The 20979-nt window shown below is 66.1% G+C and carries 24 protein-coding genes; 7 read left to right on the top strand and 17 right to left on the bottom strand.

What is annotated here, in order from left to right; translation table 11 throughout:
- Window positions 1-209 precede the first annotated feature (209 nt).
- Entirely contained in the window at window positions 210-1169 is a 960-nt protein-coding gene (locus A6723_RS23820) for a DegV family protein (RefSeq protein WP_054908668.1), read from the top strand.
- A gap of 3 nt (window positions 1170-1172) precedes the next feature.
- Here the strand turns inward: A6723_RS23820 and A6723_RS23815 are convergent, their stop codons facing one another.
- The 3 genes from A6723_RS23815 to A6723_RS23805 form a co-directional block, all read right to left on the bottom strand.
- Window positions 1173-2369, bottom strand: a complete 1197-nt coding sequence (locus A6723_RS23815; RefSeq protein ID WP_054908669.1) for a glycosyltransferase family 1 protein — start codon at window positions 2367-2369, stop codon at window positions 1173-1175.
- A gap of 83 nt (window positions 2370-2452) precedes the next feature.
- Window positions 2453-3193 carry a sulfate transporter CysZ gene (gene cysZ, locus A6723_RS23810; RefSeq protein WP_054908670.1) on the bottom strand — a complete coding sequence of 247 codons (741 nt, stop codon included), beginning with the start codon at window positions 3191-3193 and terminating at the stop codon, window positions 2453-2455.
- Window positions 3194-3291: 98 nt separating this feature from the next.
- Window positions 3292-5223 (bottom strand): diguanylate cyclase domain-containing protein, encoded by a 1932-nt coding sequence (locus tag A6723_RS23805; RefSeq protein ID WP_054908671.1) that lies wholly within the window; start codon window positions 5221-5223, stop codon window positions 3292-3294.
- A gap of 423 nt (window positions 5224-5646) precedes the next feature.
- Here A6723_RS23805 and trxB point away from each other — a divergent pair, with 423 nt between their 5' ends.
- Window positions 5647-6591 carry a thioredoxin-disulfide reductase gene (gene trxB / locus A6723_RS23800; RefSeq protein ID WP_054908672.1) on the top strand — a complete coding sequence of 315 codons (945 nt, stop codon included), beginning with the start codon at window positions 5647-5649 and terminating at the stop codon, window positions 6589-6591.
- A gap of 63 nt (window positions 6592-6654) precedes the next feature.
- Here trxB and A6723_RS23795 read toward each other — a convergent pair whose 3' ends face one another.
- Genes A6723_RS23795 through A6723_RS23770 form a run of 6 tightly spaced genes read right to left on the bottom strand, consistent with a single transcriptional unit; the run spans window position 6655 to window position 11971 of the window.
- Complete coding sequence (locus tag A6723_RS23795; RefSeq protein ID WP_054908673.1) at window positions 6655-7848, bottom strand: thiolase family protein; 1194 nt, start codon at window positions 7846-7848, stop codon at window positions 6655-6657.
- A gap of 14 nt (window positions 7849-7862) precedes the next feature.
- Complete coding sequence (locus A6723_RS23790) at window positions 7863-8516, bottom strand: 3-oxoacid CoA-transferase subunit B (protein WP_054908674.1); 654 nt, start codon at window positions 8514-8516, stop codon at window positions 7863-7865.
- Entirely contained in the window at window positions 8491-9171 is a 681-nt protein-coding gene (locus A6723_RS23785) for a CoA transferase subunit A (protein ID WP_054908675.1), read from the bottom strand. Before A6723_RS23785 ends, A6723_RS23790 begins: the two co-directional genes overlap by 26 nt.
- Window positions 9168-10496: an aspartate aminotransferase family protein gene (locus tag A6723_RS23780; RefSeq protein ID WP_054908676.1), complete on the bottom strand. Its 1329-nt coding sequence runs from the start codon at window positions 10494-10496 to the stop codon at window positions 9168-9170. The genes A6723_RS23785 and A6723_RS23780 overlap by 4 nt, the downstream gene beginning before the upstream one ends.
- 54 nt (window positions 10497-10550) lie before the next feature.
- Complete coding sequence (locus tag A6723_RS23775; protein ID WP_054908677.1) at window positions 10551-11312, bottom strand: amino acid ABC transporter ATP-binding protein; 762 nt, start codon at window positions 11310-11312, stop codon at window positions 10551-10553.
- Window positions 11309-11971 carry an amino acid ABC transporter permease gene (locus tag A6723_RS23770; protein ID WP_054908678.1) on the bottom strand — a complete coding sequence of 221 codons (663 nt, stop codon included), beginning with the start codon at window positions 11969-11971 and terminating at the stop codon, window positions 11309-11311. Before A6723_RS23770 ends, A6723_RS23775 begins: the two co-directional genes overlap by 4 nt.
- Window positions 11972-12181: 210 nt before the next feature.
- On the opposite strand from A6723_RS23770, the gene A6723_RS23765 reads away from it, so the two are divergent.
- Window positions 12182-13111: a LysR family transcriptional regulator gene (locus A6723_RS23765; RefSeq protein WP_054908679.1), complete on the top strand. Its 930-nt coding sequence runs from the start codon at window positions 12182-12184 to the stop codon at window positions 13109-13111.
- 173 nt (window positions 13112-13284) lie between these two features.
- Here the strand turns inward: A6723_RS23765 and A6723_RS23760 are convergent, their stop codons facing one another.
- The 7 genes from A6723_RS23760 to folM form a co-directional block, all read right to left on the bottom strand.
- Window positions 13285-14316 carry a histone deacetylase family protein gene (locus A6723_RS23760; RefSeq protein ID WP_054908680.1) on the bottom strand — a complete coding sequence of 344 codons (1032 nt, stop codon included), beginning with the start codon at window positions 14314-14316 and terminating at the stop codon, window positions 13285-13287.
- A gap of 13 nt (window positions 14317-14329) precedes the next feature.
- Entirely contained in the window at window positions 14330-15106 is a 777-nt protein-coding gene (locus A6723_RS23755; RefSeq protein WP_064979868.1) for an ABC transporter substrate-binding protein, read from the bottom strand.
- Between the two features lie 188 nt (window positions 15107-15294).
- Window positions 15295-15633 carry a HopJ type III effector protein gene (locus A6723_RS23750; protein ID WP_024762690.1) on the bottom strand — a complete coding sequence of 113 codons (339 nt, stop codon included), beginning with the start codon at window positions 15631-15633 and terminating at the stop codon, window positions 15295-15297.
- A gap of 12 nt (window positions 15634-15645) precedes the next feature.
- Window positions 15646-15957, bottom strand: coding sequence for a DUF1244 domain-containing protein (locus A6723_RS23745; protein ID WP_054908682.1), 312 nt, complete (start codon window positions 15955-15957; stop codon window positions 15646-15648).
- Between the two features lie 126 nt (window positions 15958-16083).
- A complete protein-coding gene (folX, locus tag A6723_RS23740; protein ID WP_017519088.1) occupies window positions 16084-16455 on the bottom strand; it encodes a dihydroneopterin triphosphate 2'-epimerase in 372 nt (123 codons plus the stop codon).
- A 1-nt stretch (window position 16456) separates the two neighbouring features.
- A complete protein-coding gene (folE, locus tag A6723_RS23735; RefSeq protein ID WP_054908683.1) occupies window positions 16457-17017 on the bottom strand; it encodes a GTP cyclohydrolase I FolE in 561 nt (186 codons plus the stop codon).
- Between the two features lie 32 nt (window positions 17018-17049).
- Window positions 17050-17775 (bottom strand): dihydromonapterin reductase, encoded by a 726-nt coding sequence (gene folM / locus A6723_RS23730; protein ID WP_054908684.1) that lies wholly within the window; start codon window positions 17773-17775, stop codon window positions 17050-17052.
- A gap of 144 nt (window positions 17776-17919) precedes the next feature.
- On the opposite strand from folM, the gene A6723_RS23725 reads away from it, so the two are divergent.
- Together A6723_RS23725 and A6723_RS23720 are read left to right on the top strand one after the other, a co-directional pair.
- The gene (locus A6723_RS23725) at window positions 17920-18375 is read left to right on the top strand and encodes a flavodoxin (RefSeq protein ID WP_054908685.1); all 456 of its coding nucleotides are present in this window, start codon (window positions 17920-17922) and stop codon (window positions 18373-18375) included.
- Window positions 18375-18845 carry a cupin domain-containing protein gene (locus A6723_RS23720; RefSeq protein WP_054908686.1) on the top strand — a complete coding sequence of 157 codons (471 nt, stop codon included), beginning with the start codon at window positions 18375-18377 and terminating at the stop codon, window positions 18843-18845. The genes A6723_RS23725 and A6723_RS23720 overlap by 1 nt, the downstream gene beginning before the upstream one ends.
- A 79-nt stretch (window positions 18846-18924) precedes the next feature.
- Here the strand turns inward: A6723_RS23720 and A6723_RS23715 are convergent, their stop codons facing one another.
- Window positions 18925-19812, bottom strand: coding sequence for a LysR family transcriptional regulator (locus A6723_RS23715; RefSeq protein WP_054908687.1), 888 nt, complete (start codon window positions 19810-19812; stop codon window positions 18925-18927).
- Between the two features lie 113 nt (window positions 19813-19925).
- On the opposite strand from A6723_RS23715, the gene A6723_RS23710 reads away from it, so the two are divergent.
- Both A6723_RS23710 and A6723_RS23705 read left to right on the top strand, forming a co-directional pair.
- A complete protein-coding gene (locus tag A6723_RS23710) occupies window positions 19926-20303 on the top strand; it encodes a CidA/LrgA family protein (RefSeq protein ID WP_024762696.1) in 378 nt (125 codons plus the stop codon).
- Complete coding sequence (locus tag A6723_RS23705; RefSeq protein WP_064979867.1) at window positions 20290-20976, top strand: LrgB family protein; 687 nt, start codon at window positions 20290-20292, stop codon at window positions 20974-20976. Before A6723_RS23710 ends, A6723_RS23705 begins: the two co-directional genes overlap by 14 nt.
- Window positions 20977-20979: the final 3 nt, after the last annotated feature.

Below are 20979 nucleotides of genomic sequence, written 5' to 3'. Positions count from 1 at the left end.
AAGGACTAGGCCTCCCCCTCGCTCCTACCAGTGATGCCTTGTTTATGGCGGGTTATTGATTGCCTGAATGGTCTGAAAACACCGTCCCAGGCGTTTACAAATCTTTTCCGAGACCCACCTTTCCGCATGCTGACTTCCCAGTCCGAAACGGGCAGAGTATGAACGCGTTCACACAACAATAGGCCGGGAGACGGCCATAGGAGTAAGTCATGCGGATCGGCTTGGTAGTCGATGCAACCTGCGACCTTCCCCCCGAATTCCTTGCTGCCCACAATATTCGCGTCCTCCCCATCGGTATCCGTGTGGGCGAGCGTCGCATCGTCGATGATCGCGATCCCGACACCACCCTGACGTTTTATTCCCAGGACCTGCCCAAGGTTGGCCCCGAGGACGGCAGCGAGCCGCTGACGCCGGCGCAGACTCACGACTGGTTCCTGGAAAAGCTGGTCACCGATTTCGACTACGTGATCTGCCTGACCGTCAGCAGCCAGCGCAGCCCGATCTTCGACAACGCCACCCAGGCCTCCTTCAGCCTCCTGCAGAGCTACAAGGAACGCCGCGCCGCCGCCGGTATCGCCGGGCCCTTCGCGCTGCGGGTGATCGATAGCCAGACCGTGTTCGCCGGCCTGGCCGTGCTGGCCGCCGAAGGCGTGCGCCTGCTCGGCGAAGATCAGCACCCCAACGCCGTGCGCACCCGCCTGGAGCAGCTCAGCCAGCAGATGAACACCTTCCTGGTCGCCAGCGACCTTGGGCACATCCGCCGCCGTGGCTTCCAGAAGGGCGACCGCAGCAGCATCGGCGACCGCCTGCGTGGCGCCTTCCTCGGCCTGGGTTCGATGCTCGACATGAAGCCGGTGCTGAGCCTGGTACAGGGCGAGGACAAGCCCGTGTCGGTGTCGCCGAACTACGAGAAATCCGCCGAGCGCCTGCTCAACTTCGCCCGCGCGCGGGTCGAGGCGGGCGAGTTGCTGGCGCCGCAGATGAGCCTGAGTTACGCCGGCGATCCTTCCGCGCTGCGTGACCTGCCAGGCTTCGCCGCGCTGGAAGCGGCCTGCCAGGCCAAGGGCGTGCAGGTGCACCTGGCGATGCTCAGCCCCACCGGCGGCATCAACCTCGGCGCCGGCGCCATGAGCCTGTCCTTTGCCGCCGAGCCCAAGCCCTTCGCCTGATCGCTACTTGTGGGTTTCAGGGTGGCCCAGGCCGCCGGGGTTCTTCCCCGGCAGGCCCGCGCGGCAGGCTTCCTGCAGATAGCCCTCGAAGCGCTCGACCACCGTGTCCCACGCCTGGTGGATGGCGTGGTGACGAGCGTTGAGGCGCACCCGGCGCAAACGCTCCGGGTCCTCCAGCAGCCAGCTCGCCGCTTCGAAGAAGCTCTGGCTCTCGCCCGGAACGCCAAGCACGCCGTTGTGCCCGTGGCGGATGTGCTGGCCGGCGGCCGCCTGGTCGAAGGCGACCACCGCCAGCCCTGAGGCCAGCGCCTCCAGCACCACATTGCCAAAGGTTTCCGACAGGCTGGGGAACAGGAACAGGTCGCCGCTGGCATAGTGCCGGGCCAGTTCCTCGCCACGCTGCAGGCCGCAGAACAGCGCTTCGGGCAGTTCCTTCTGCAGGTGCGCGCGCTGCGGGCCGTCACCGACTATCACCAGGCGCAGTTTCAGCTGCGGGTGTTCCGCGCACAGGGCGCGGAAGCTGCTGCCCAGCAGCGACAGGTTTTTCTCCGCTGCCAGCCGGCCGACATGCAGCACGGCGATATCCCGTTCGCCCAGGCCCCATTCGCGACGCAGCGCTTCGTCGCGGCGGACGGGGTTGAACAGTTGGCTGTCGACGCCGCGCGAGAGCTGCGCCAGGCGCTCGAAGCCGCGCCGTTGCAGCTCCATGGACTGGCTGGCGCTGGGCACCAGGGTCTGCTGGGTGCGATTGTGGAACCAGCGCAGGTACAGGGTCACCAGGCGCATCAGCGGGCCAAAGCCGTAGTGCGCGCTGTACTGCTGGAAATTGGTGTGGAAGCCGCTGATCACCGGGATCCGCAGGCGCCGGGCGGCGCGCAGGGCGGCGAGGCCGAGGGGGCCTTCGGTGGCGATGTAGAGCACATCCGGGCGGGTGCGTTTCCAGTGGCGCATCAGCTTGTGCAGGCACGACTGGCCCCATTGCAGGCCGGGGTAGCCGGGCAGCGGCCAACCACGGGTCAGCACCAGCTGGCCATCGCTGTGTCGGCCTTCGTCGCTCTGCTGGCGCGGGCGGACGACCTGGATCTGGTGCCCGAGATGCAACAGCCCTGAGGCCAGCCGGCCGAGGGTGTTGGCCACGCCGTTGATTTCCGGCGGAAAGGTTTCGCTGATCAGCGCGATGCGCAGGGGAATCGTGGTCATGCTCGCAGTGTCCCGGCGCGCGGTGGCGCGCCGATGACAATGCGATGATCGATAGGTGACAGCCGCTCAGGCGCGGCGGCGGGTTACTGCACCAGCGCCTTTTCACCACCCTCGCGCACCCAGAACAGCACGGCGCCGGCCACGGCGGCGGGCATGGCGACCAGGTTGACCACTGGGATCAGCAGCGCGAGGTAGGTGATGCCACCGAAGCCCATGCAGGCCCAGCGCTTGCTGCGCAGCCAGGCGAGCATCTCGTTCCAGCCCAGCTTGTGGTTGTCCGCCGGGTAGTCGATGTACTGCACCGCCATCATCCACACGCCGAAGATCAGCCACAGCGGTGCAGCGATCAGGTTCAGGCCGGGGATCAGGCTGAGGATGAACAGCGCGATGGCGCGCGGCAGGAAGTAGCCGAGCTTGCGCAGCTCGCGGCCGATGGTCCGCGGCACCATGGCCATCAGCTCGCCCCAGCTGAATTCGGGAAAGTCGTCGGTGCCGCGCACCACGACTTCAACCTTCTCCGCCAGGAAGCCGTTGAAGGGCGCAGCGATGATGTTGGCGATCATGGTGAAGGTGAAGAACACGATCAGCAGGACCAGCGCGACGAACAGCGGCCAGAGGATGAACTGCAGGAAGCTCAGCCAGTCCGGCAGGGTCGGCATCAGCCAGTCGACCCAGTGGCTGAACTGGTTGATGGCGAAGCCGATCAGGCCGACGAACAGCAGGATGTTGATGCTCAGGGGCAGCAGGACGAACAGCCGCAGGCCGGGGCGCATCATCAGTTTCAGGCCTTCGCTGAGGTATTGCGGGCCGCTCAGGGTGGACATCGGACTCTCCAGGGTTGAACCGTAGGCGACCTTAGCAGACCCGGCGAAGGCCCGGCGAGCCGTCTGTTTTGCCGGGTATGTGCATCGCAGCCGCGCGCTCAGGCGAGCGTGTAGCGATAACAGCGGTTGCGTTCCTGCTTGGCCTGGTACATGGCGATGTCGGCGGCGCGGGTCAGGGCGTCGGCATCGGCGGCGTCCTGCGGGTAGAAGGCGATGCCGATGCTGGGGGTGACGAAGTCGATGACCTGGCCGCCCAGGCGGTACTCGGCGCCGAGTACGCCCAGCAGGCGCATGCCCAGGGCTTCGGCCTGATCCGGCTGGGCATTTTCCAGTAGCACGGCGAATTCGTCGCCGCCCAGGCGGAAGGCCTGGTCCGGCTGGCGCAGGCTGCCGCGCATGCGCTCGCCGACGGTGCTGAGCAGCGCATCGCCGATGGCATGGCCGAAGCGGTCATTGACCTGCTTGAAGCGGTCCAGGTCGATGTACAGCAGGGCCACCCGATTGCTGTGCACGATGGCGCGCTGCAATTGCTCGTTGAAGGCCTTGCGGTTGCCCAGTGCGGTCAGCGTGTCTCGGTACGCGAGGTCGATCAGTTGTTTCTGGTAGGCCACCTGGTCGCTGATGTCGCGCAGGATGCCGCGGAAGCCCTGGAATTCACCCTGGCCGTCACGGATCGCCGAGAGCCGTGTTTCGCAGCTCACCAGCCGACCATCGCGGCGCTTGAACGGGGCGGAGAAGGTGGTTTCCTGCTCGTCGTCGCGGACTTTGTCGTACAGGCTCTGGGCGCGGTGATAGTCCTCCTCCTGCAGGAGGATGCCGAAGTGCTGGCCGCTGAGCTGGTCGGCGGCGTAGTCGAGCATTCGGCACAGTGCGGGGTTGACGGTGCGGATGATGCCCCGGGTGTCCATCTCGAAGTAGCCATCGCGAATGGCATCGAGGATGGCCCGATCGCGCGCTTCGCTCTGCGCCAGGCGATCGAGGGTACGGTTCATCTCGTTGGCCAGCTGGCCCAGTTCGTCCGTCCCCTGTGGGCTCAGGCGCAAGGCGGTGCGGTCCTGCCCGATGACTGCTACCTCGCGGTTCATGCTGCTGACCCGGCGAATGATGCGCAGCTCCAGGGCCACGTAGGCGAGCAGGATGGCGCCGCCGAGCAGGGCCAGGGTCAGGTAGAGGAACAGGCTGACCGACTGCTGGCCTTGCTGGTACAGCGGCCGGGGACTGGTCAGTTCCAGGCGCAGTTGCGGTCGGCCGCGGGAGTCGAGATAGAGCAGCGACATCTGCTGGCTGTTCTCGTCCAGCAGATGCCGCGAGCTGAGCAGGGTGGCGCCGCGCCCGGTGGGGATGTTCAGGGTACGCCAGTCCTTGCCCTGTACCGGGTCCCGGGCCAGGCGCAGGCTCGCGCCCATTTGGGTCTGCAGGTTGTACATGCGCGCGCTGTCGAGCAGCACGCCGGCGATGACCACGCCGGCCGGCTCGGCGGTGCCCGCGGTATTGCTGATGGGATAGCTGAGCAGCAGCTGCGGCACGCCTTCGATCTGCAGCAGCTGGTCGAGGCTGTGGCGCGGGTCGCCATCGATATCCAGGGCGCCCAGCTCCAGTGCGGTGCGCAGGATGCCGTCGCGCAGCCGGGCGGCTTCGGGCACCTGCTGGCCGGGGAAACGCTGGGCCAGTTCGTCGAGTTTCCATTGCTGGGCGAGGATGTGCCCGTCGCGGTCGACGAACAGCACATAGTCGAAGCCGAGGATGCCCAGCAGGTCCTGGTCCAGGTTGTCCTCGATGAAGCGCGCCTGCGGCAGGCGCATGAACTGGTAGCTGGCATCCCACCAGGCGTAGCTGTGGACGATGTCGAGGTTGCGCTGTTTTTCGTAAGCGACGCGGTTGTGGACGATGCGTACCTCGTCGGCCAGGTGCTGGCGGTCCCCGCGGTCGAAGCGGTCGAGCAGGATCATGTCCGACAGCAGCCAGACCCCTGTGAGGCTCGCGACGAACAGGGGCAGGCACAGCCAAAGCAGGCGGGCGCGAAGGTTCATGGTGGTCCGGGTGACCTCTGGTTTGCTTGAGTCTAGACACAGGTGCAGTGGCTGCCCGCTACATAGGGGCAGCCTATGGGGGGCATTGAGATTGGGCATTTCAGCAGGACGCGGCGGCGGCGGTAAGCTGCGCGCCATCTGGTATCGAACGAGTTCGAGGGTCGATCCGACACTCCCTGACTTATCTCAAGGAGCGCAGGACGACCGCGGAAATCCCTGACTTATCTCAAGGGTTTTCCGGAGTTCTGCGGGACAATGCGATCCGTGACTCAGGTCACACCGCATTGTCCTCAGTCTCCGGGCCGTGCGGTCCGCGCAAGAAACCTTTCAGTGGAGCTGCCGCCCTCCCAACCTTCCCCCTGGTGCTTTGGCAGCTCCCTTTTCTTTTGCACCCCGCTCTTCACCCGAGCACTGGAGGCTGTCATGTCCGATCGTCACGCGCGCGTCATCATTCTGGGTTCGGGGCCTGCGGGTTACAGCGCTGCGGTCTACGCCGCCCGCGCCAACCTCAAGCCGCTGCTGATCACCGGCATGCAGGCCGGCGGCCAACTGACCACCACCACCGAAGTCGACAACTGGCCGGGTGACCCCCATGGCCTGACCGGCCCGGCGCTGATGCAGCGCATGCAGGAACACGCTGAGCGCTTCGAGACCGAGATCGTCTTCGACCACATCCATGGCGTCGACCTGGCCGGCAAGCCGTTCGTGCTCAAGGGCGACAGCGGCACCTACACCGCGGATGCCCTGATCATCGCCACCGGCGCCAGTGCGCGTTATCTCGGCCTGCCGTCGGAAGAGGCGTTCATGGGCAAGGGCGTGTCCGCCTGCGCCACCTGCGACGGCTTCTTCTACCGCAACCGCGAAGTGGCGGTGGTGGGCGGCGGCAATACTGCCGTGGAAGAGGCGCTGTACCTGGCCAATATCGCCAGCAAGGTGACCCTGGTGCACCGCCGCGACAGCTTCCGTTCCGAGAAGATCCTGCAGGACAAGCTGCGTGCCCGCGTCGCCGAGGGCAAGATCGAACTGCGCCTGAATGCCCAGGTGGAAGAGGTGCTGGGCGATGCCATGGGCGTCACCGGCGTGCGCCTGCGCCATAACGATGGCGAGGCTTCGGAACTGAAGGTGGACGGCCTGTTCGTCGCCATCGGCCACACGCCGAACACCTCGTTGTTCGAGGGCCAGCTTGAGCTGAAGGACGGCTACCTGGTGGTCAGCGGCGGCCGCGAAGGCAATGCCACGGCGACCAGCATCCCCGGCGTGTTCGCCGCTGGCGACGTGGCCGACCATGTCTACCGCCAGGCGATCACGTCCGCCGGCGCCGGCTGCATGGCCGCGCTGGACGTCGAGCGCTACCTGGATTCCCTGTAACGGCCCGAAGAGCCGGCGTGCAGGAAGGGGCCCCGCTTGGCGGGGCCTTTTTCTTTGTCGGGCTCAGAGGCATTCGAACAGCGCTGCTGCACCCTGCCCGCCGCCAATGCACATGCTGACCACGACGTAGCGCGCGTTGCGCCGACGACCTTCGAGCAGCGCGTGACCTACCAGGCGTGTGCCGCTCATGCCGTAGGGATGGCCGAGGGCGATGGCGCCGCCGTTGACGTTCAGTCGCTCGGCCGGGATGCCCAGGGTCTGCGCGCAGTACACAACCTGCGAGGCGAAGGCTTCGTTGATTTCCCACAGGTCGATGTCGTCGATCGTCAGCCGGCAGCGCTGCAACAGCTTGCGGATTGCCGGCACCGGGCCGATGCCCATCTCATCGGGCGCGCAGCCTTCCACCACGCAACTGACCAGGCGCCCCAGCGGTTGCAGGCCGTGGCGCTGCAGCTGCGCTTCAGAGACCACCAGGCAGGCGGCAGAGCCATCGGACAGCGGGCAGGCGTTACCGGCGCTGACCGAGCCCCGGGCAAACACCGGCGACAGCGCCGCCAGGCCTTCGGCGCTGGTGGTAGGGCGCGGGCATTCGTCGCGGGCCATGTCGATCTCGACGAAGGACTGTTCGCCACTGTTGCGATCTTCGATGCGCTGAACGGTGCGGACCGCTGCGATCTCCGCTTCGAACAGACCCTGGGCCTGCGCCATGGCGGCGCGTCGCTGGCTCTCCAGCGCGTAGGCGTCCTGTGCCTCGCGGCTGACGCCGTAGCGCGTGGCGACCACTTCGGCGGTCTCAACCATGGGCATGTAGGCGGCGGGCAAGTAGTCCGCCAACTGACGATCCTGGCGCCGGTAGGTATTCATGTGCGAGGTCTGCACCAAGCTGATGGACTCCACGCCGCCGGCGAGGATCAGTTCGGCATCGCCGGCGTGGATGCGCTGGCTGGCGATGGCCACCGACATCAGGCCGGAGGCGCACTGGCGGTCCACGGTCATGCCGGGGGTGCGCACCGGCAGCCGTGCCGCCAACGCCGCCATGCGGCCAATGTTGTAGTACTGCGAGCCCTCGGGCAGGGCGCAGCCGAGGATCACATCGTCGATGGCGTGTGGGTCGAGGTCGTGCCGTTGCAGGACGGCCCGCAAGGCGAAGGCGGCCAGGGTCGGCGCATCGGTGTCGTTGAACGCGCCGCGGTAGGCCCGGCCGATGGGCGTGCGGGCGTAACCGGCGATGTACGCCGGGGAGGCAGTCGAAGTCATGGTGGTAGTCCGGGTCAGTGGCGGGCGTCGCGGAAGGGCGCGGTGATCGCTTGCAGTTGGGCCAGGCTCAGGTCGCCGAGGATTTCCCGCAGCAGCAGGCCTTCGTCGTCGATGTCGAATACTGCGTGTTCGGTGATGATCCGCGTCACGCAGCGGCGCGCGGTGAGCGGCAGCTCGCAGTGTTCGACGATCTTGGCGCGGCCGTCCTTGTCGCAGTGCGGCATGGTGACGATCACCTGGCGGGCCTTCTGCGCCAGTTCCGCGCCGCCGCCGATGCCGGCGACGATCTTGCCCGGCACCAGCCAGTTGGCCAGGTCGCCGTGCTGGGAAACCTGCAGAGCGCCGAGAAAGGTGATGTCGAGCAGGCCGCGGCGGATGATGCCGAAGGAGGTGGCGCTGTCGACGATGGCGCCGCCCGGCACCACGGTGACGTAGCCGCCGCCGGCGTCAATCAGCTCGGCGTCGAGGTTGTGCGCGCCAGCCTGCGGGCCGACGCCGACGATGCCGTTCTCCGAGTGGATCCACACCTGGATGTGCTCCGGCACGTAGCCGGGAATCAGGGTCGGCAGGCCGATGCCGAGGTTCACCAGCTGGCCGTCGCGGATTTCCCGCGCGGCCCGGCGGGCGATGATTTCCCGCGGGTCAGCGAGGGATGGGCTGGTACTCATGGGAGCTCCTTGTGACGGCGACCAGGTGGTGCACGAAGATGCCGGGGGTGTGGATGCTGTCGGCCGCCAATGCCTGCTCGCTGAGGTCGTAGACCTCGGCGATCACGCGGTCGGCGGCCATCGCCATCAGCGGGCCGAAGTTGCGCGCGCTGCCGTGGTATTGCAGGTTGCCGGCGTGGTCGGCACGGTGCCCGGCAATGAAGGCGTAGTCGGCGCGCAGCGCGGTTTCGACGTACAGCTGGCGGCCTTCGAGCGTCACCGTCTGGCGCTGCTCGCCGAGCTCCTCGGGAATCTCGATGTCGCTGAGGAAAGCCGGCAGGCCGACGCCGGCGCAGCGGATGCGCTCGGCGAACAGGCCCTGGGAAACGAACTCCACTTCCAGTTGCCCGGCGGTGTAGGCCTTGCGCGCGGCGCCACTCAGGCCGAGGTGGGTGGTGACCATCTTGCGAATGGCGCCGGCCTCGATCAGCCGCGACACGCCGTAACCGTCCTGGTTGGCGTCATTCTTGATGATGGTCAGGTCACGCTTGCCCTGCCGCGTGAGTTCTTCCAGCAGGGAAAACGGCGTGCCGGGCGAGCCGAAGCCGCCGACCATGATGCTGCTGCCGTCGGCGATGCCGGCGACGGCCTGCTCCAGCGTGCACTGTTTGTTCATCGGCCGGCCTGCTGCGCCTGGAAGGCGTCGAAGGTGGCGCCGAGCAGTTCGACGATTTCGTCGCACTGTTCGCGGGTAGTGATCAGCGGCGGCGAGATCAGCGTGTGGTCGCCCTGTTCACCCATCAGCGAACGGCGCGGGTAGATGATCAGGCCGCGCTCGCGGGCCAGCCGGGTGATGCTGTCGCTGACGTTGGCGGCCAGCGGGAAGGGTGTCTTGCTGTCGCGGTCGGCGACGTATTCGATGGCCTGCAGGTAGCCGCGGCCGCGCACGTCACCGATGAATTCGTAGCGCGCGCCAAGAGCCTTGAGGCGATCCAGCAGGTAGGCGCCGTTTTCGGCGACCTTGCTCACCAGGTTCTCATCCTCGATGGCCTGGATCACCGCCAGTGCGGTGGCGCTGGCCAGCGGATTGCCGGCGTAGGTGTAACCATGCTGGAAGCCGCCGGAGGAGAGGATCGGGTCGGTCAGTTCGGCGCGGGTCAGTACCGCCGACACCGGGTAGTAGCCGGCACCCAGGCCCTTGGCCAGGCAGAGGATGTCGGCCTGCACGTCCCAGTGTTCGTAGCCGAACCAGCGGCCGGTGCGGCCGATGCCGGTCATCACTTCGTCGAGGATCAGCAGGATGCCGTGGCGCTTGCAGATCGCCTGGATACGCGGGAAGTAAGCGTCGTGCGGCACTTCCGCGCCGGTACTGGCGCCGCCGATGGGTTCGGCGATGAAGGCGGCGACGTTCTGCGCGCCGATTTCCAGGATGGCCGCTTCCAGTTCGTCGGCGCAGACAATCGCGTGGGCCTCGGCGCTCAGGCCGGCGGGTACGCGGTACTGGGTCGGCGAAGCGATCTTCGGGTAGTGCTGGAACATCGGCTCGAAGGGTTGGGTCAGCGGCGTGTAGCTGGTCATCGCCAGTGCGCCCATGGTCGAGCCGTGGTAGGCCGGCTTGCGGCTGATGAACACCCGGCGCTGCGCTTCGCCCTTGGCATACCAGTACTGGCGGGCGATCTTCAGGGCCGACTCGACCGACTCGGAGCCGCCCGAGGAGAAGAACACCCGGTCGAAGCGCTGGCCGGTAAGGTTGACCAGGCGCTCGGCGAGGTCCAGCGCCGGCTGGTTCTCGAACTGGGTGCGGTAGGCGAAGGCGACCTTGTCCAGTTGCGCCAGCATCGCCTCGCGCACTGCCGGATGGCCATGGCCGAGCTGCGCGACGATGGCCCCGGAGCAGGCGTCCAGGTAGCGCTGGCCGTGCTCGTCCCAGGCGTAGATACCCTGGGCGTGGGAGACGGTCGGCAGGCGCACCGCGGATTGGTAGAACAGGTAGTCGGACATGCGAATCCCCTGATTGTCGGCGCCCGCCTTGGCGTGCGCGCTGGATTGGGCGTATCAGCCGATGTCGGCGAGGAACGCGCGGGTGCGTTGCTGTTGTGGCGCGCGGAATACTTCCTGCGGGGTGCCCTGCTCGACGATGTTGCCGTCGGCCATGAACACCACGCGATCGGCGACCTTCTCGGCGAAGCGCATTTCGTGGGTGACCACCATCATGGTCATGCCGCTGCGGGCCAGGCTCTCCATCACGTTGAGCACGCCGCCGACCATTTCCGGGTCGAGCGCCGATGTCGGCTCGTCGAACAGCATCGCGTCGGGCTTCAGCGCCAGGGCGCGGGCAATCGCCACGCGTTGCTTCTGACCGCCGGAGAGGTTGCCGGGGTAGACGTCGCGCTTGTCCAGCACGCCGACCTTCTCCAGCAGCTCCTCGGCCTCGGCACGCGCCTGGCGCGGGTCGATGCCCTGCAACTGGGTCGGGGCGATGGTGATGTTCTCCAGCACGGTCAGGTGCGGGAACAGGTTGAAGTGCTGGAACACCATGCCGACCTTCATGCGCAGGCCGTTGAGGTATTTTTCCTGCGCGCGATGGCTGCGTTGGCGGTCGTTGATCAACTGGTCCTGAAAGAGGATTTCGCCGCGCGTCGGCTGTTCGAGCATGTTCACGCAGCGCAGCAGGGTGCTCTTGCCCGAGCCGCTGGGGCCGATCAGCACCATCACCTCGCCCTTGTGCACGTCCAGGTCGATGCCCTTGAGCACCTCCAGCGGGCCGTAGTGCTTGTGGATATCTTTCAGCTGGATTTGTACGTCGGCGCGGCTCATGCCCGTCCTCCCTTGAGCAGCAGGCGCCGCTCGAACAGTTGCAGCAGCAGGCTGGTGATGGTGGTCAGCAGCGCGTAGATCAGCGCGCAGGCGAAATACAGCTCGAACGGCTTGAACGTTGCGCCGACCAGTTGCTGGGTGCGCATGAACAGCTCGGCCAGGGTGATGGTGGACACCAGCGAGGTGTCCTTGATCAGGATGATCAGGTTGTTGCCCAGCGGCGGCACGATCAGCTTGAACGCCTGCGGCAGGATGATCAGCCGCATGGTCCGCGCGGTGCCGAAGCCCAGCGAGCGCGAGGCTTCGACCTGGCCGAGAGGAATCGCCTGGATACCGGCGCGGATGGTCTCGGCGTTGTAGGCGCCGACGTTCAGCGCCAGGCCGATCACGCCCGAGGTGAAGGGCGACAGTTCGAAGCCGAACTGCGGCAGGCCGAAGTAGATGATGAACAACTGGACCAGCAGCGGCGTCGAGCGGATCAGCCAGATGTAGCCGGCGGCGGTCCAGCGCAGGGCGCGGTGCCGGGACAGGCGGGCGAGGGCGGCGAGCAGGCCGATCAGCAGGCCGAAGACGATAGCCAGCAGGGTGAGCTCGACGGTAACGCCGGCTGCCTTGAGCAGCATCGGCAGGTAATGGAGCACAAGGTTGAAGTCGAACATTCTTATTCTCGGGATGGGTGTCGGGAGCCAAACGCGGGGAACGAATGGTGATTCCTACAAATTATTTTAATACCCAGGTGTTCGGTCCAAGACCCCTGTTCTGAAAGGGTTTCGGTTGTTCGAGAACACGTGGCGAGTCTTGCATTGACAAAAAACAGCGTCAATTTATGATCTTTTTTCATCATTTGACCGGCCAGGGTGTTCCCGACCATGCGTACCGAGTTCAGCCTGCGCGACCTGGAAATCTTCCACGCCATCGCCACCACTGGTTCGACGCGCCAGGCGGCGGTGCAGCTGGGGCTTACCCAGTCCGCCGTCAGCCACGCGCTGGCGCGGCTGGAGGAGTCGCTGAAGATTCGCCTGTTCGCCCGTGAGAACCAGCGCCTGCAGATCACTGCCGCAGGGCGCTACATGCTCAACGAGGCGATCCTGTTGATGGGCAACCTGGCGCGTATCGAGGAGGACTTGTTCGTCCTCCAGGACAGCGGCGTGGCGTCGCTGAAACTGGGCTGCGCGCCGGGACTGGGGCATCGCTTCGGGCCGGCCCTGGTGCAGCGTTACCTGCAGGCACACCCGGGGATCGCGGTGTCACTGGATGTGGCGGCCAGCGGCCGGCTGATCGCCGATGTGGAGGCTGGAAGGCTGGACATGGCGCTGGTGTCCTATGAGGTGCACGAGCCCAACCTGCTGTTCGCGCCGATGGTGGCGGCACGCATGCGCGTGCTGATGCCGTCGGCGAGTGCGCTGGCAGAAAAGGTCGAGCTGGAACTGACCGACCTCGACGGGCAGACGCTGATCAAGCCGATCCAGTCGGACCACCTGATCTACCGCGACAATAGCCTGCGCCGCCTGCTGCGCCATGAGTTGCAGTCGAGCCTGTCGAGCATGGGCGCAATGATCGAGATGACCGGCGGGCTGAGCCTGGTCAACGCCATCACCGCCGCGGACCTGTGCGAAAAACCCAAGCTGGTCAGCCGCCCCTTCGCGCTGGAGCAGTGGTTCAACTTCTACCTGGTGTACAAGCAGGAGCTGAAGAGCAACCGGCTGATCGGCGATGTGCGCCTGGCGCTGGCGCAGGTGGTCGAGGCGATGCAGCAGCGCGAGGACTGTGCCGGGGCGTTGCGCCTGCCGGCAGCGTGAGAACTTGTCTACGATCTGCTGCGCGTCGACATAATTGCGTTGAAATCGGTCTCGGGATGCTCATTTACTGCAAGTAAACTCCGCTCCCTCAACCGATTTCGCCTTGTTCTGCTCTAGCTCGCGAGATCGTAAACAGGGTCTGAAGCGGGCGGCCGGGGCCGCCCGCTGCGGCCTCACGCAGTGCGCCGGGGCGCGAGGAAGCCGTTGAAAAACTGCTCGGCGTTCTCCTGCAGGCTCTCCAGGTGGTAGCCGCCTTCCTGCACGATCAGCGTGGGCAGGCCCAGTTCGCCGATGGCCTGGCCGAGACGATTGAAGCCCTCGCTGGTCACCGCGACCTGGGACTGCGGGTCGAGCTCGTAGATATCGAAGCCCAGTGACAGCACCAGTACCTCGGGCTCGAACCGGCGCAGGGCCGCGATGGCCTCGCGCAGCCGCTCGAAGAACACCGACTCGGGCGAGCCGTGGGGCATGCTCAGGTTGACGTTGTAGCCGTGGCCGGCTCCGGTGCCGCGCTCGTCCTCGTAGCCGGCGACCACCGGGTAGAAGTTGGTCGGGTCGCCATGGATCGACACGTACAGCACGTCGTCCCGCTCGTAGAAGATTTCCTGGATGCCCTGTCCGTGGTGCATGTCGGTATCCAGCACGGCGACGCGCGCATGGCCCTTGCGCAATTCCTGGGCGGCGATGGCGGCGTTGTTCAGGTAGCAGAAGCCACCAGCGGCATCGCGGCGTGCATGGTGTCCCGGTGGACGACACACTGCATAGGCCTCGGGCTGGCCGTCGAGCAGGGCGCGTGCGCCAGCCACTGCGCTTTGCGCCGACCAGTAGGCGCCGCGCCAGGTCTGCTCGCCGACCGGGCAACTGCCATCGGCCAGGTAGCGCGCGGCTTTGGCGAGAATCCCGCGCAGCGGGTTGGGCTCGCGGACGAAGACGTTGGAGATCACTTCGTCGCCCCAGTCCTGGCCGGTAGCCTTCCACTCGCTGTGGGCTTCTTCGAGGAAGCGCAGGTACTCCGGGCTGTGCACGGCGCTCAGCGGTTGCATGCCGTGGTCATCCGGCTGGCGCAGCTCGAAGCCGAGCCGTTCCACGGCCTGCAGCAGGCGCCGCGGGCGCTCGGGGATTTCCTGCGGTACGCGCATCTGCCCACGGGACAGGTAGGTGCGGGGGTGGTGCAGGTACTGGTCGGGGTGGAAGTAAGTCAACATTGCGCGATGTCCTTCAACGGATGTCGGTGCCCAGCCATTTCTCGCTGATGCCCTTGTAGCTGCCGTCCTTGTCGAGATCGGCGAGTGCCGCGTTGATCGCCGCCTTCAGCTCCGGGTTGTCCTTGCGTACGGCGATGCCCATCTTTTCAGGGTAGAGCAGCTCGCCGGCCGGCCGGGCGTTGAGGTTGCGATCGCGGATGGTCAGCAGGCCGGCGATCTTGTCGGTGACGAAGCCGTCGATGCGCTTGTTCTGCAGGTCCAGGAGGATGTCCGGCAGGCCCTTGTAGGTTTTCAGCGTGACGTTGGGCTTGTGCTCGCGCAGCCAGCTTTCGTAGGTCTCGCCCAGGGTAATGCCGATGACCTTGCCGTCCATCTCGTCGATGCTCTGCAGCGGGCTGTCCTTGCGCACGAACAACTGCGCGCCGGAGAGGTAGTAGGGCTCGGAGAAGTCGACGGCCTTCAGGCGTTCGTCGGTAATCGCCAGGCTGCCGATGATGGCGTCGTACTTGCCGGCGAGCAGGCCGCCGACAATGCCGTCCCAGGCGGTGGTCACCGGTTTGGCCGTCACGCCCAGGCGCCGGGCGATGCCATCGCCGATGTCGACGTCGAAGCCCTGCAGCTTGCCGTCGATGTCGATGAAGCTGAAGGGCGGGTATTTGCCGGTGAGGGCGAAGCTGAGTTCGCCTTTCTGCTTGATGCCATCGAGGTCGCCGGCCTGGGCGGCAAGCGGGGTGAGACAGGCGGATGCCAGCAGCAGGCAACCGGCCAGGGCGCGCATTGTTCTTGTCATTGGCGGAGCTCCCGGTAGTCAAGTGAAGTCGCCGGGGAGTGTTCCAATCGCCTGTTTTCGCGTCAATCTATGTTGTTTTTCAATCACATGAGTCGTTTGGCTAAGCACCCGCGGCGTTGAGCCGCTGCGTTCTTCCCGGCCAAGAAAAAGCCCCGCATCGGCGGGGCTTTTTCATCGAGCCAGTCGCCTCAGCCGCGGCGCGACAGCGGCTGGCGCTCGAAGTTGACGCCGGCCAGGCCAGTCACCTGCAGGGCGCGGATGTTGGCGTGATCGGTGCCTTCGGGGTGCTCGCGCACGGCGCGGTAGTGCTCGCCGAACGCCAGCAGGCTCTCTTCCTGGCTCAGGCCTTCGAGAATGGCGAAGCCCAGGGTCTTGCAGGAGCCCTCGTTCTGCCCGGCGGGGTTTTCCACGCTGCCGTTGGTGAAGGCGCTGGGGCTGTAGCTGTAGTGCTCGGCGATGTACGCCAGGGTGTCGGTGAACAGGTGCTGCTCGCTGCGCAGGCGCACGCGAAAATCGGTGAGGGTCATCAAGGCAAACTCTTAGTGTTTCTTCGCGTTATCGAAGGCCGTCTGCTGGGCAGGGGTCGCTTCCGTCTGGTACTTGGCCTTCCATTCGGCGTAAGGCATGCCGTAGATCTCTTCGCGGGCCTGGTCCGGGCTGACTTCCAGGCCCATGTCGTCGGCCGCTGCCTTGTACCACTTGGACAGGCAGTTGCGACAGAACCCGGCAAGATTCATCAGATCGATGTTCTGCACGTCCTTGCGGGTACGCAGGTGCTGCACCAGGGTGCGGAACGCGGCGGCTTCGAGCGCCGTGCGTTGCTCGTCGGTCAGGTTCATCGGCTCGGTCATGGCAGGTCTCTCAACAAAGGCGCTTCAGAGGCGCATGGCGGGGCTGGCGAGATTCTAAGAGGCGGGCGATCTGCCAGCAACGCCCGTTGGCCGACTGGCACGGGCGTGCAGGTGCTTGGGCGGCCTTCAGCGTTGCGCGGCGAGGGCGATGGACACCGATTCGGCGAAGCGCAGGGCGTGGGGCTTGTCCACTTCCACCTCGGCATAGCGTACTGCCGGGTTGGCCATGACCAGGTCGAGCAGCTCCTGGGTCAGGCGCTCCAGCAGGGCGAAGCGGTTTTCCTCGACGTGGGCGATGATCGCCTTGGTGATGGTGCGGTAGTTCAGCGCGTGGTCGATGTCGTTGACTTGCACCGCGTCGCCGGCTGGATAGAGGATGGTGAGGTTGATCAGCACATCCTGCTTGTTGAGGATTTCCTCTTCCTTGATGCCGATGTAGGTGCGTACGCGCAGGTCCTTGACCCGGATCCGCGCCATGCCCGGCTGCAATTGCGTCATTTCACTTGCTCCGTCCGATCAGTTGCAGGAATTCCTGGCGGGTATTGGTCGATTCGCGGAAGGCGCCGAGCATCACCGAGGTGTTCATCACCGAGTTCTGCTTCTCCACCCCGCGCATCATCATGCACATGTGCTGCGCCTCGATCACCACGGCCACGCCAGCGGCGCTGGTGACCTGCTGGACGGCCTCGGCGATCTGCCGGGTCAGGCTTTCCTGGATCTGCAGGCGACGCGCGAACATGTCGACGATGCGCGCCACTTTCGACAGGCCCAGCACCTTGCCGGTGGGAATGTACGCCACATGGGCCTTGCCGATGAAGGGCAGCAGGTGATGTTCGCACAGCGAGTAGAGTTCGATGTCCTTGACGATGACCATTTCGTCATTGTCCGAGGCGAACAGCGCGCCGTTGACGATCTCGTCCAGCGTCTGCGCGTAGCCGTGGCAGAGGTACTGCATCGCCTTGGCCGCGCGCTTGGGGGTGTCCAGCAGGCCCTCGCGGGTCGGGTCTTCGCCGAGCCCGAGGAGAATCTCACGGTAGTGGTGAGACAGGTCTTCGATCATGGTGGGAGTTCCTCGTGCCCGCACCGGGCGGGTCATTTGAGGTGCCGGCCGCCGTTGACGGTCAGGGTGGTGCCGGTCACGTAGGGGCTGTCGAGCAGGTAGCGCACGCTCTGGTAGATCACATCCGGGCCGGGCTCGATGCCCATGGCGGATTTCGCCAGGGTGCGGGCGCGGTACTCGGCGTCGTCGCCGGGATTGAACATGATCAGTGCCGGCGCGATGCCGTTGACCTTGATGCGCGGTGCGAGGCTGGCGGCGAAGGACAGGGTGAGGTTGTCCAGGCCGGCCTTGCTGGCGCAGTAGGCGATGCGGTTGGCGCTGCCCTTGCGGGCGACGTCGTCGCTGAGGTGAATGATGTCGGCCGGGGCGCCGCGCCCGGCGGCGTCGCGTTCGAGCAGTTCGGCGCAGCGCAGGTTGATCAGGTAGGGCGCGAGCATGTGCACGCGGAACAGCGACTCGAAGGCCTGCGCCTCTTCGCCGGGCTGCTCGGTGATCCACGCCGAGGCGTTGTGGATGATCGCGCGCAGCCGGTCGGTGCGGGATTTCAGCTCGTCGATGAAGGCCAGGATGCCGGCCTCGTCGGCCAGTTCGGCGTGAAGGCAGGTGGCGCCCAGTTCGCGCAGTTCGGCGATGCCGGGTTTTTCCTGGCGATAGGTCGCGATGACCGGCTGGCCGTCTTGCAGCAGGCGTTTCGCGCAATGCAGGCCGATGCGCTGGCTGGCGCCGGTGATCAGGATGGGGGCTGGGGTCTGGCCCATGCACGCCTCGCGAAAATCCACAGGGGAAGCGCCGCGATGGACAATGTCCGAGCGGCCGGGTAGGGCAAAACTATACCAGCCCCGGCGCGGTGCGGCACGGATGGGGCATAATGGGCGGCCTTGTATTGCCTTGTGGGAGTGAACATGAAAGTCGCCATCCTGTCCGGATCGGTCTACGGCACCGCCGAAGAAGTCGCCCGTCACGCCAAGCGCCTGCTCGAGGCCGCCGGCTTCGAGGCCTGGTTCGACCCGCGCGCCACCCTGGATGCGGTGATCGATTTTTCTCCCGAGGCCTTCCTGGTGGTGACTTCCACCACTGGCATGGGCGATCTGCCGGACAGCTTCCAGCCGCTGTTCCATGCCATCCGTGATCGCCTGCCCGCGCAATGGCGCGGTTGCCCCGGCGGCGTGCTGGCGCTGGGCGATTCCAGCTATGGCGACACCTACTGCGGGGGTGGCGAGCAGGTGCGTGAACTGTTCGTCGAGCTGGGCGTACGGGAAGTGGTGCCGATGCTGCGCCTGGACGGCAGCGAGACGGTGGATCAGGAGACCGACTCCGAGCCATGGCTGGGCGAATTCATCGCCGCGCTGAAGGCCTGATGCATCCCCGCGCCCGCCAGCTGATCGACACGTTGCAGCTCGCCCCGCACCCCGAGGGTGGCTTCTACCGGCGTGTGTTCGAGTCGCGGCTGAAGGGCGCCGATGGCCGGCCGCAATCGTCGGCCATCCTGTTCCTCCTGCCGGCGGGAACCGTCAGCCGCTGGCACCGCGTGGATGCCGACGAGCTCTGGCACTTCCACGAGGGTTCGCCGCTGGAGTTGCTGATCGCCGATGCTCCGGAGTCTGCCGTGCGCATCGAAACCCTCGGCCCGGTGGGCGAGGGCAGCCTGCCGCAACGCGCCGTGCCCGCCCATGCCTGGCAGGCGGCGCGCTGCCTGGGAGACTACGTGCTGGTGGGGTGTACCGTGTCGCCGGCATTCGAGTTCGCCGGGTTCCAGCTGCTGGCCGATGATGAGCAGGCGCAGCGGGAATGGCCGAAGCTGGCCGGCGAGTTTCCGCAGCTGCTCTGAAGCGCTTCGCGAGCAAGCTCGCTCCGACAGGTATGTGCCGCGCGCTCTTCGTAGGAGCGAGCTTGCTCGCGAACCGGTTTCACTCCGGATGCAACGGCATCTCGACCATCAACGCCAACCAGGCCTTCGCCGCATTCGACAGGTAGGCGTCGCGCCGCCAGATGAAACTGATGTCCCAGCGCAGGTCCGGCTGGCTCAGCAGCACGCGCACCAGGCCCGGCCGCTCCAGGTCCTTCGCTACCACGCGGGGCAGCAGCACCGCGCCCTGGCCGGCAGCGACCAATGCGCCGAGGAAGTCAGCCTGTCCGCTGCGCCCGCCCTCCTTGGGTTCGAAGCCGGCTTCGCGGCAGGCGCGCAGCAGGCGGTCATTGAGGGTGAAGCTCTGCTGGTAGAGCAGGAAAGGCGTATCGGACAGCTCCACCAGTTCCAGGCTTCCCCGCGATGCCAGCGGATGATCGGCCGGCAACAGGACGTCCAGCGGCTCGTTGCAGAACGGCTGCCAGTCGAAGCCAGGCTCGTCCGGTGTGAGGCCGCCGCCCAGTTCCAGTTCGCCGCTGCGGACCATTTCCTCCATGGTCTTGCTGCCGCCCTCGATCAGGTGCACGTCGATGTTCGGGTAGCGCCGCCGGTACTCGGCGAAGCGCCCGGCAAACAGCGCGTCGGCGCCCAGTAGCGGTAAGCCAAGGCGCAGTTCGCCGCGGTGCAGATGGGTGAGGTCGTCCAGTTCGGTATGCAACTCGCGGCGCAGACGCAACATGTCTTCGGCGCGGCGCAGTACCACTTCGCCGGCGGCCGTCAGGCGGATGTGCGGGCCGCTGCGCTCCAGCAGCTGTACGCGCAGGCTCTGCTCCAGCTGCGCAACCTGCTTGCTCACCGCGGACTGGCTGGCGTTCAGGTGTACCGCCGCCTGGGTGAAACTGCCGTGGCGCACCACTTCGGCGAAGGTGCGCAGTTGCTTGAATTCCATTCTGGAATGGCTCCGATTCGATCTATTCGCTTTGGGGATGATAGGCGCGGGAGTAGGCTTTGCGCCATTCCCAACCGATTTATTCACCCACTCAACGCATCGAGATCGCCGCCATGTTTCGCCGCGCCGCCCGCCTGATTTTTGAACTCGCCGTCCTGGTCGCCTTTTGGTGGATCGGCGGCTGGGTTGCCACGCTCACCGGGCTGCCGCTGCCCGGCGGGGTGATCGGCCTGGCACTGCTGCTGGTGCTGTTCGCCTGCGGGGCGATCCGCCCGGCGCTGTTGCAAGGCGGCGCTGGCCTGTTGCTGGCGGAGATGCTGCTGTTCTTCATCCCCGCACTGATGAGCCTGCTGGACTACGGCCCGCTGCTGCGCAGCGAAGGCTGGAAGATTCTGCTGGTGATCACCGCCAGTACCGTGATGGTGATGCTCTCCACCGCCTTGGCGGTGGAATGGATGTGCAACAGGAGTTCGCGCCATGAGCCTCGATAAGCAAGCGCTGTTCTGGTTGGCCGTGACCCTGGGCGGCTATCTGCTCAGCCGTACCCTTTACCGCCGTTTCCAGCAGTACTGGCTGTCGCCCATCGTCTTCGTGCCGGTGCTGCTGTTCGCCCTGGCGATCCCGATGCAGGCCCGTTACGCCGACTACGCCCGCGACACCAGCTGGCTGGTGGCGCTGCTCGGCCCGGCTACCGTGGCCTTCGCCATTCCGATCTGGCAGCAGCGCGCCTTGCTTGCGCGCCACTGGCCGGCGCTGCTGACCGGCATGCTGGCCGGCTCGACCATGGCCATCGGCAGTTCCTGGGCCCTGGCCCATGCGCTGGCGCTGGATGGCCAGGTGACCCTGTCGCTGATTCCGCGCTCGATCACCACGCCCTTTGCCATGGAGATGTCCCACGACCTGGGCGGCGTGCCGGCGCTCACGGCGGCCTTCGTAATGATCACCGGGGTATTTGGCGCATTGATCGGCGGCGTGCTGATGAAAATGCTGCACCTGCGCTCCGCCCTGGCCCGTGGCGCGCTGCTGGGCGTTGGCGCCCACGGCGCGGGTACCAGTCGGGCTTATGAGTTCGGCGGTGAGGAAGGTTCGGCTGCGGGGCTGCTGATGGTGCTGACCGGGCTGTTCAACCTGCTGATGGCCCCGGTCCTGGCCTGGTGCCTGTAAGGC

The sequence above is a fragment of the Pseudomonas sp. AU11447 genome (assembly GCF_001672555.2).
Lineage (GTDB): Bacteria > Pseudomonadota > Gammaproteobacteria > Pseudomonadales > Pseudomonadaceae > Pseudomonas > Pseudomonas nitroreducens.
Note: the sequence above shows the minus strand (reverse complement) of the source record. Positions and strands in the feature narration are given on the sequence as shown.

Excerpts from the sequence above, each read along its gene's own strand:
- A6723_RS23820 (WP_054908668.1), top strand. The coding sequence starts at position 210 with ATGCGGATCGGCTTGGTAGTCGATGCAACCTGCGACCTTCCCCCCGAA.
- A6723_RS23815 (WP_054908669.1), bottom strand. The coding sequence starts at position 2,369 with ATGACCACGATTCCCCTGCGCATCGCGCTGATCAGCGAAACCTTTCCG.
- cysZ (WP_054908670.1), bottom strand. The coding sequence starts at position 3,193 with ATGTCCACCCTGAGCGGCCCGCAATACCTCAGCGAAGGCCTGAAACTG.
- A6723_RS23805 (WP_054908671.1), bottom strand. The coding sequence starts at position 5,223 with ATGAACCTTCGCGCCCGCCTGCTTTGGCTGTGCCTGCCCCTGTTCGTC.
- trxB (WP_054908672.1), top strand. The coding sequence starts at position 5,647 with ATGTCCGATCGTCACGCGCGCGTCATCATTCTGGGTTCGGGGCCTGCG.
- A6723_RS23795 (WP_054908673.1), bottom strand. The coding sequence starts at position 7,848 with ATGACTTCGACTGCCTCCCCGGCGTACATCGCCGGTTACGCCCGCACG.
- A6723_RS23790 (WP_054908674.1), bottom strand. The coding sequence starts at position 8,516 with ATGAGTACCAGCCCATCCCTCGCTGACCCGCGGGAAATCATCGCCCGC.
- A6723_RS23785 (WP_054908675.1), bottom strand. The coding sequence starts at position 9,171 with ATGAACAAACAGTGCACGCTGGAGCAGGCCGTCGCCGGCATCGCCGAC.
- A6723_RS23780 (WP_054908676.1), bottom strand. The coding sequence starts at position 10,496 with ATGTCCGACTACCTGTTCTACCAATCCGCGGTGCGCCTGCCGACCGTC.
- A6723_RS23775 (WP_054908677.1), bottom strand. The coding sequence starts at position 11,312 with ATGAGCCGCGCCGACGTACAAATCCAGCTGAAAGATATCCACAAGCAC.
- A6723_RS23770 (WP_054908678.1), bottom strand. The coding sequence starts at position 11,971 with ATGTTCGACTTCAACCTTGTGCTCCATTACCTGCCGATGCTGCTCAAG.
- A6723_RS23765 (WP_054908679.1), top strand. The coding sequence starts at position 12,182 with ATGCGTACCGAGTTCAGCCTGCGCGACCTGGAAATCTTCCACGCCATC.
- A6723_RS23760 (WP_054908680.1), bottom strand. The coding sequence starts at position 14,316 with ATGTTGACTTACTTCCACCCCGACCAGTACCTGCACCACCCCCGCACC.
- A6723_RS23755 (WP_064979868.1), bottom strand. The coding sequence starts at position 15,106 with ATGACAAGAACAATGCGCGCCCTGGCCGGTTGCCTGCTGCTGGCATCC.
- A6723_RS23750 (WP_024762690.1), bottom strand. The coding sequence starts at position 15,633 with ATGACCCTCACCGATTTTCGCGTGCGCCTGCGCAGCGAGCAGCACCTG.
- A6723_RS23745 (WP_054908682.1), bottom strand. The coding sequence starts at position 15,957 with ATGACCGAGCCGATGAACCTGACCGACGAGCAACGCACGGCGCTCGAA.
- folX (WP_017519088.1), bottom strand. The coding sequence starts at position 16,455 with ATGACGCAATTGCAGCCGGGCATGGCGCGGATCCGGGTCAAGGACCTG.
- folE (WP_054908683.1), bottom strand. The coding sequence starts at position 17,017 with ATGATCGAAGACCTGTCTCACCACTACCGTGAGATTCTCCTCGGGCTC.
- folM (WP_054908684.1), bottom strand. The coding sequence starts at position 17,775 with ATGGGCCAGACCCCAGCCCCCATCCTGATCACCGGCGCCAGCCAGCGC.
- A6723_RS23725 (WP_054908685.1), top strand. The coding sequence starts at position 17,920 with ATGAAAGTCGCCATCCTGTCCGGATCGGTCTACGGCACCGCCGAAGAA.
- A6723_RS23720 (WP_054908686.1), top strand. The coding sequence starts at position 18,375 with ATGCATCCCCGCGCCCGCCAGCTGATCGACACGTTGCAGCTCGCCCCG.
- A6723_RS23715 (WP_054908687.1), bottom strand. The coding sequence starts at position 19,812 with ATGGAATTCAAGCAACTGCGCACCTTCGCCGAAGTGGTGCGCCACGGC.
- A6723_RS23710 (WP_024762696.1), top strand. The coding sequence starts at position 19,926 with ATGTTTCGCCGCGCCGCCCGCCTGATTTTTGAACTCGCCGTCCTGGTC.
- A6723_RS23705 (WP_064979867.1), top strand. The coding sequence starts at position 20,290 with ATGAGCCTCGATAAGCAAGCGCTGTTCTGGTTGGCCGTGACCCTGGGC.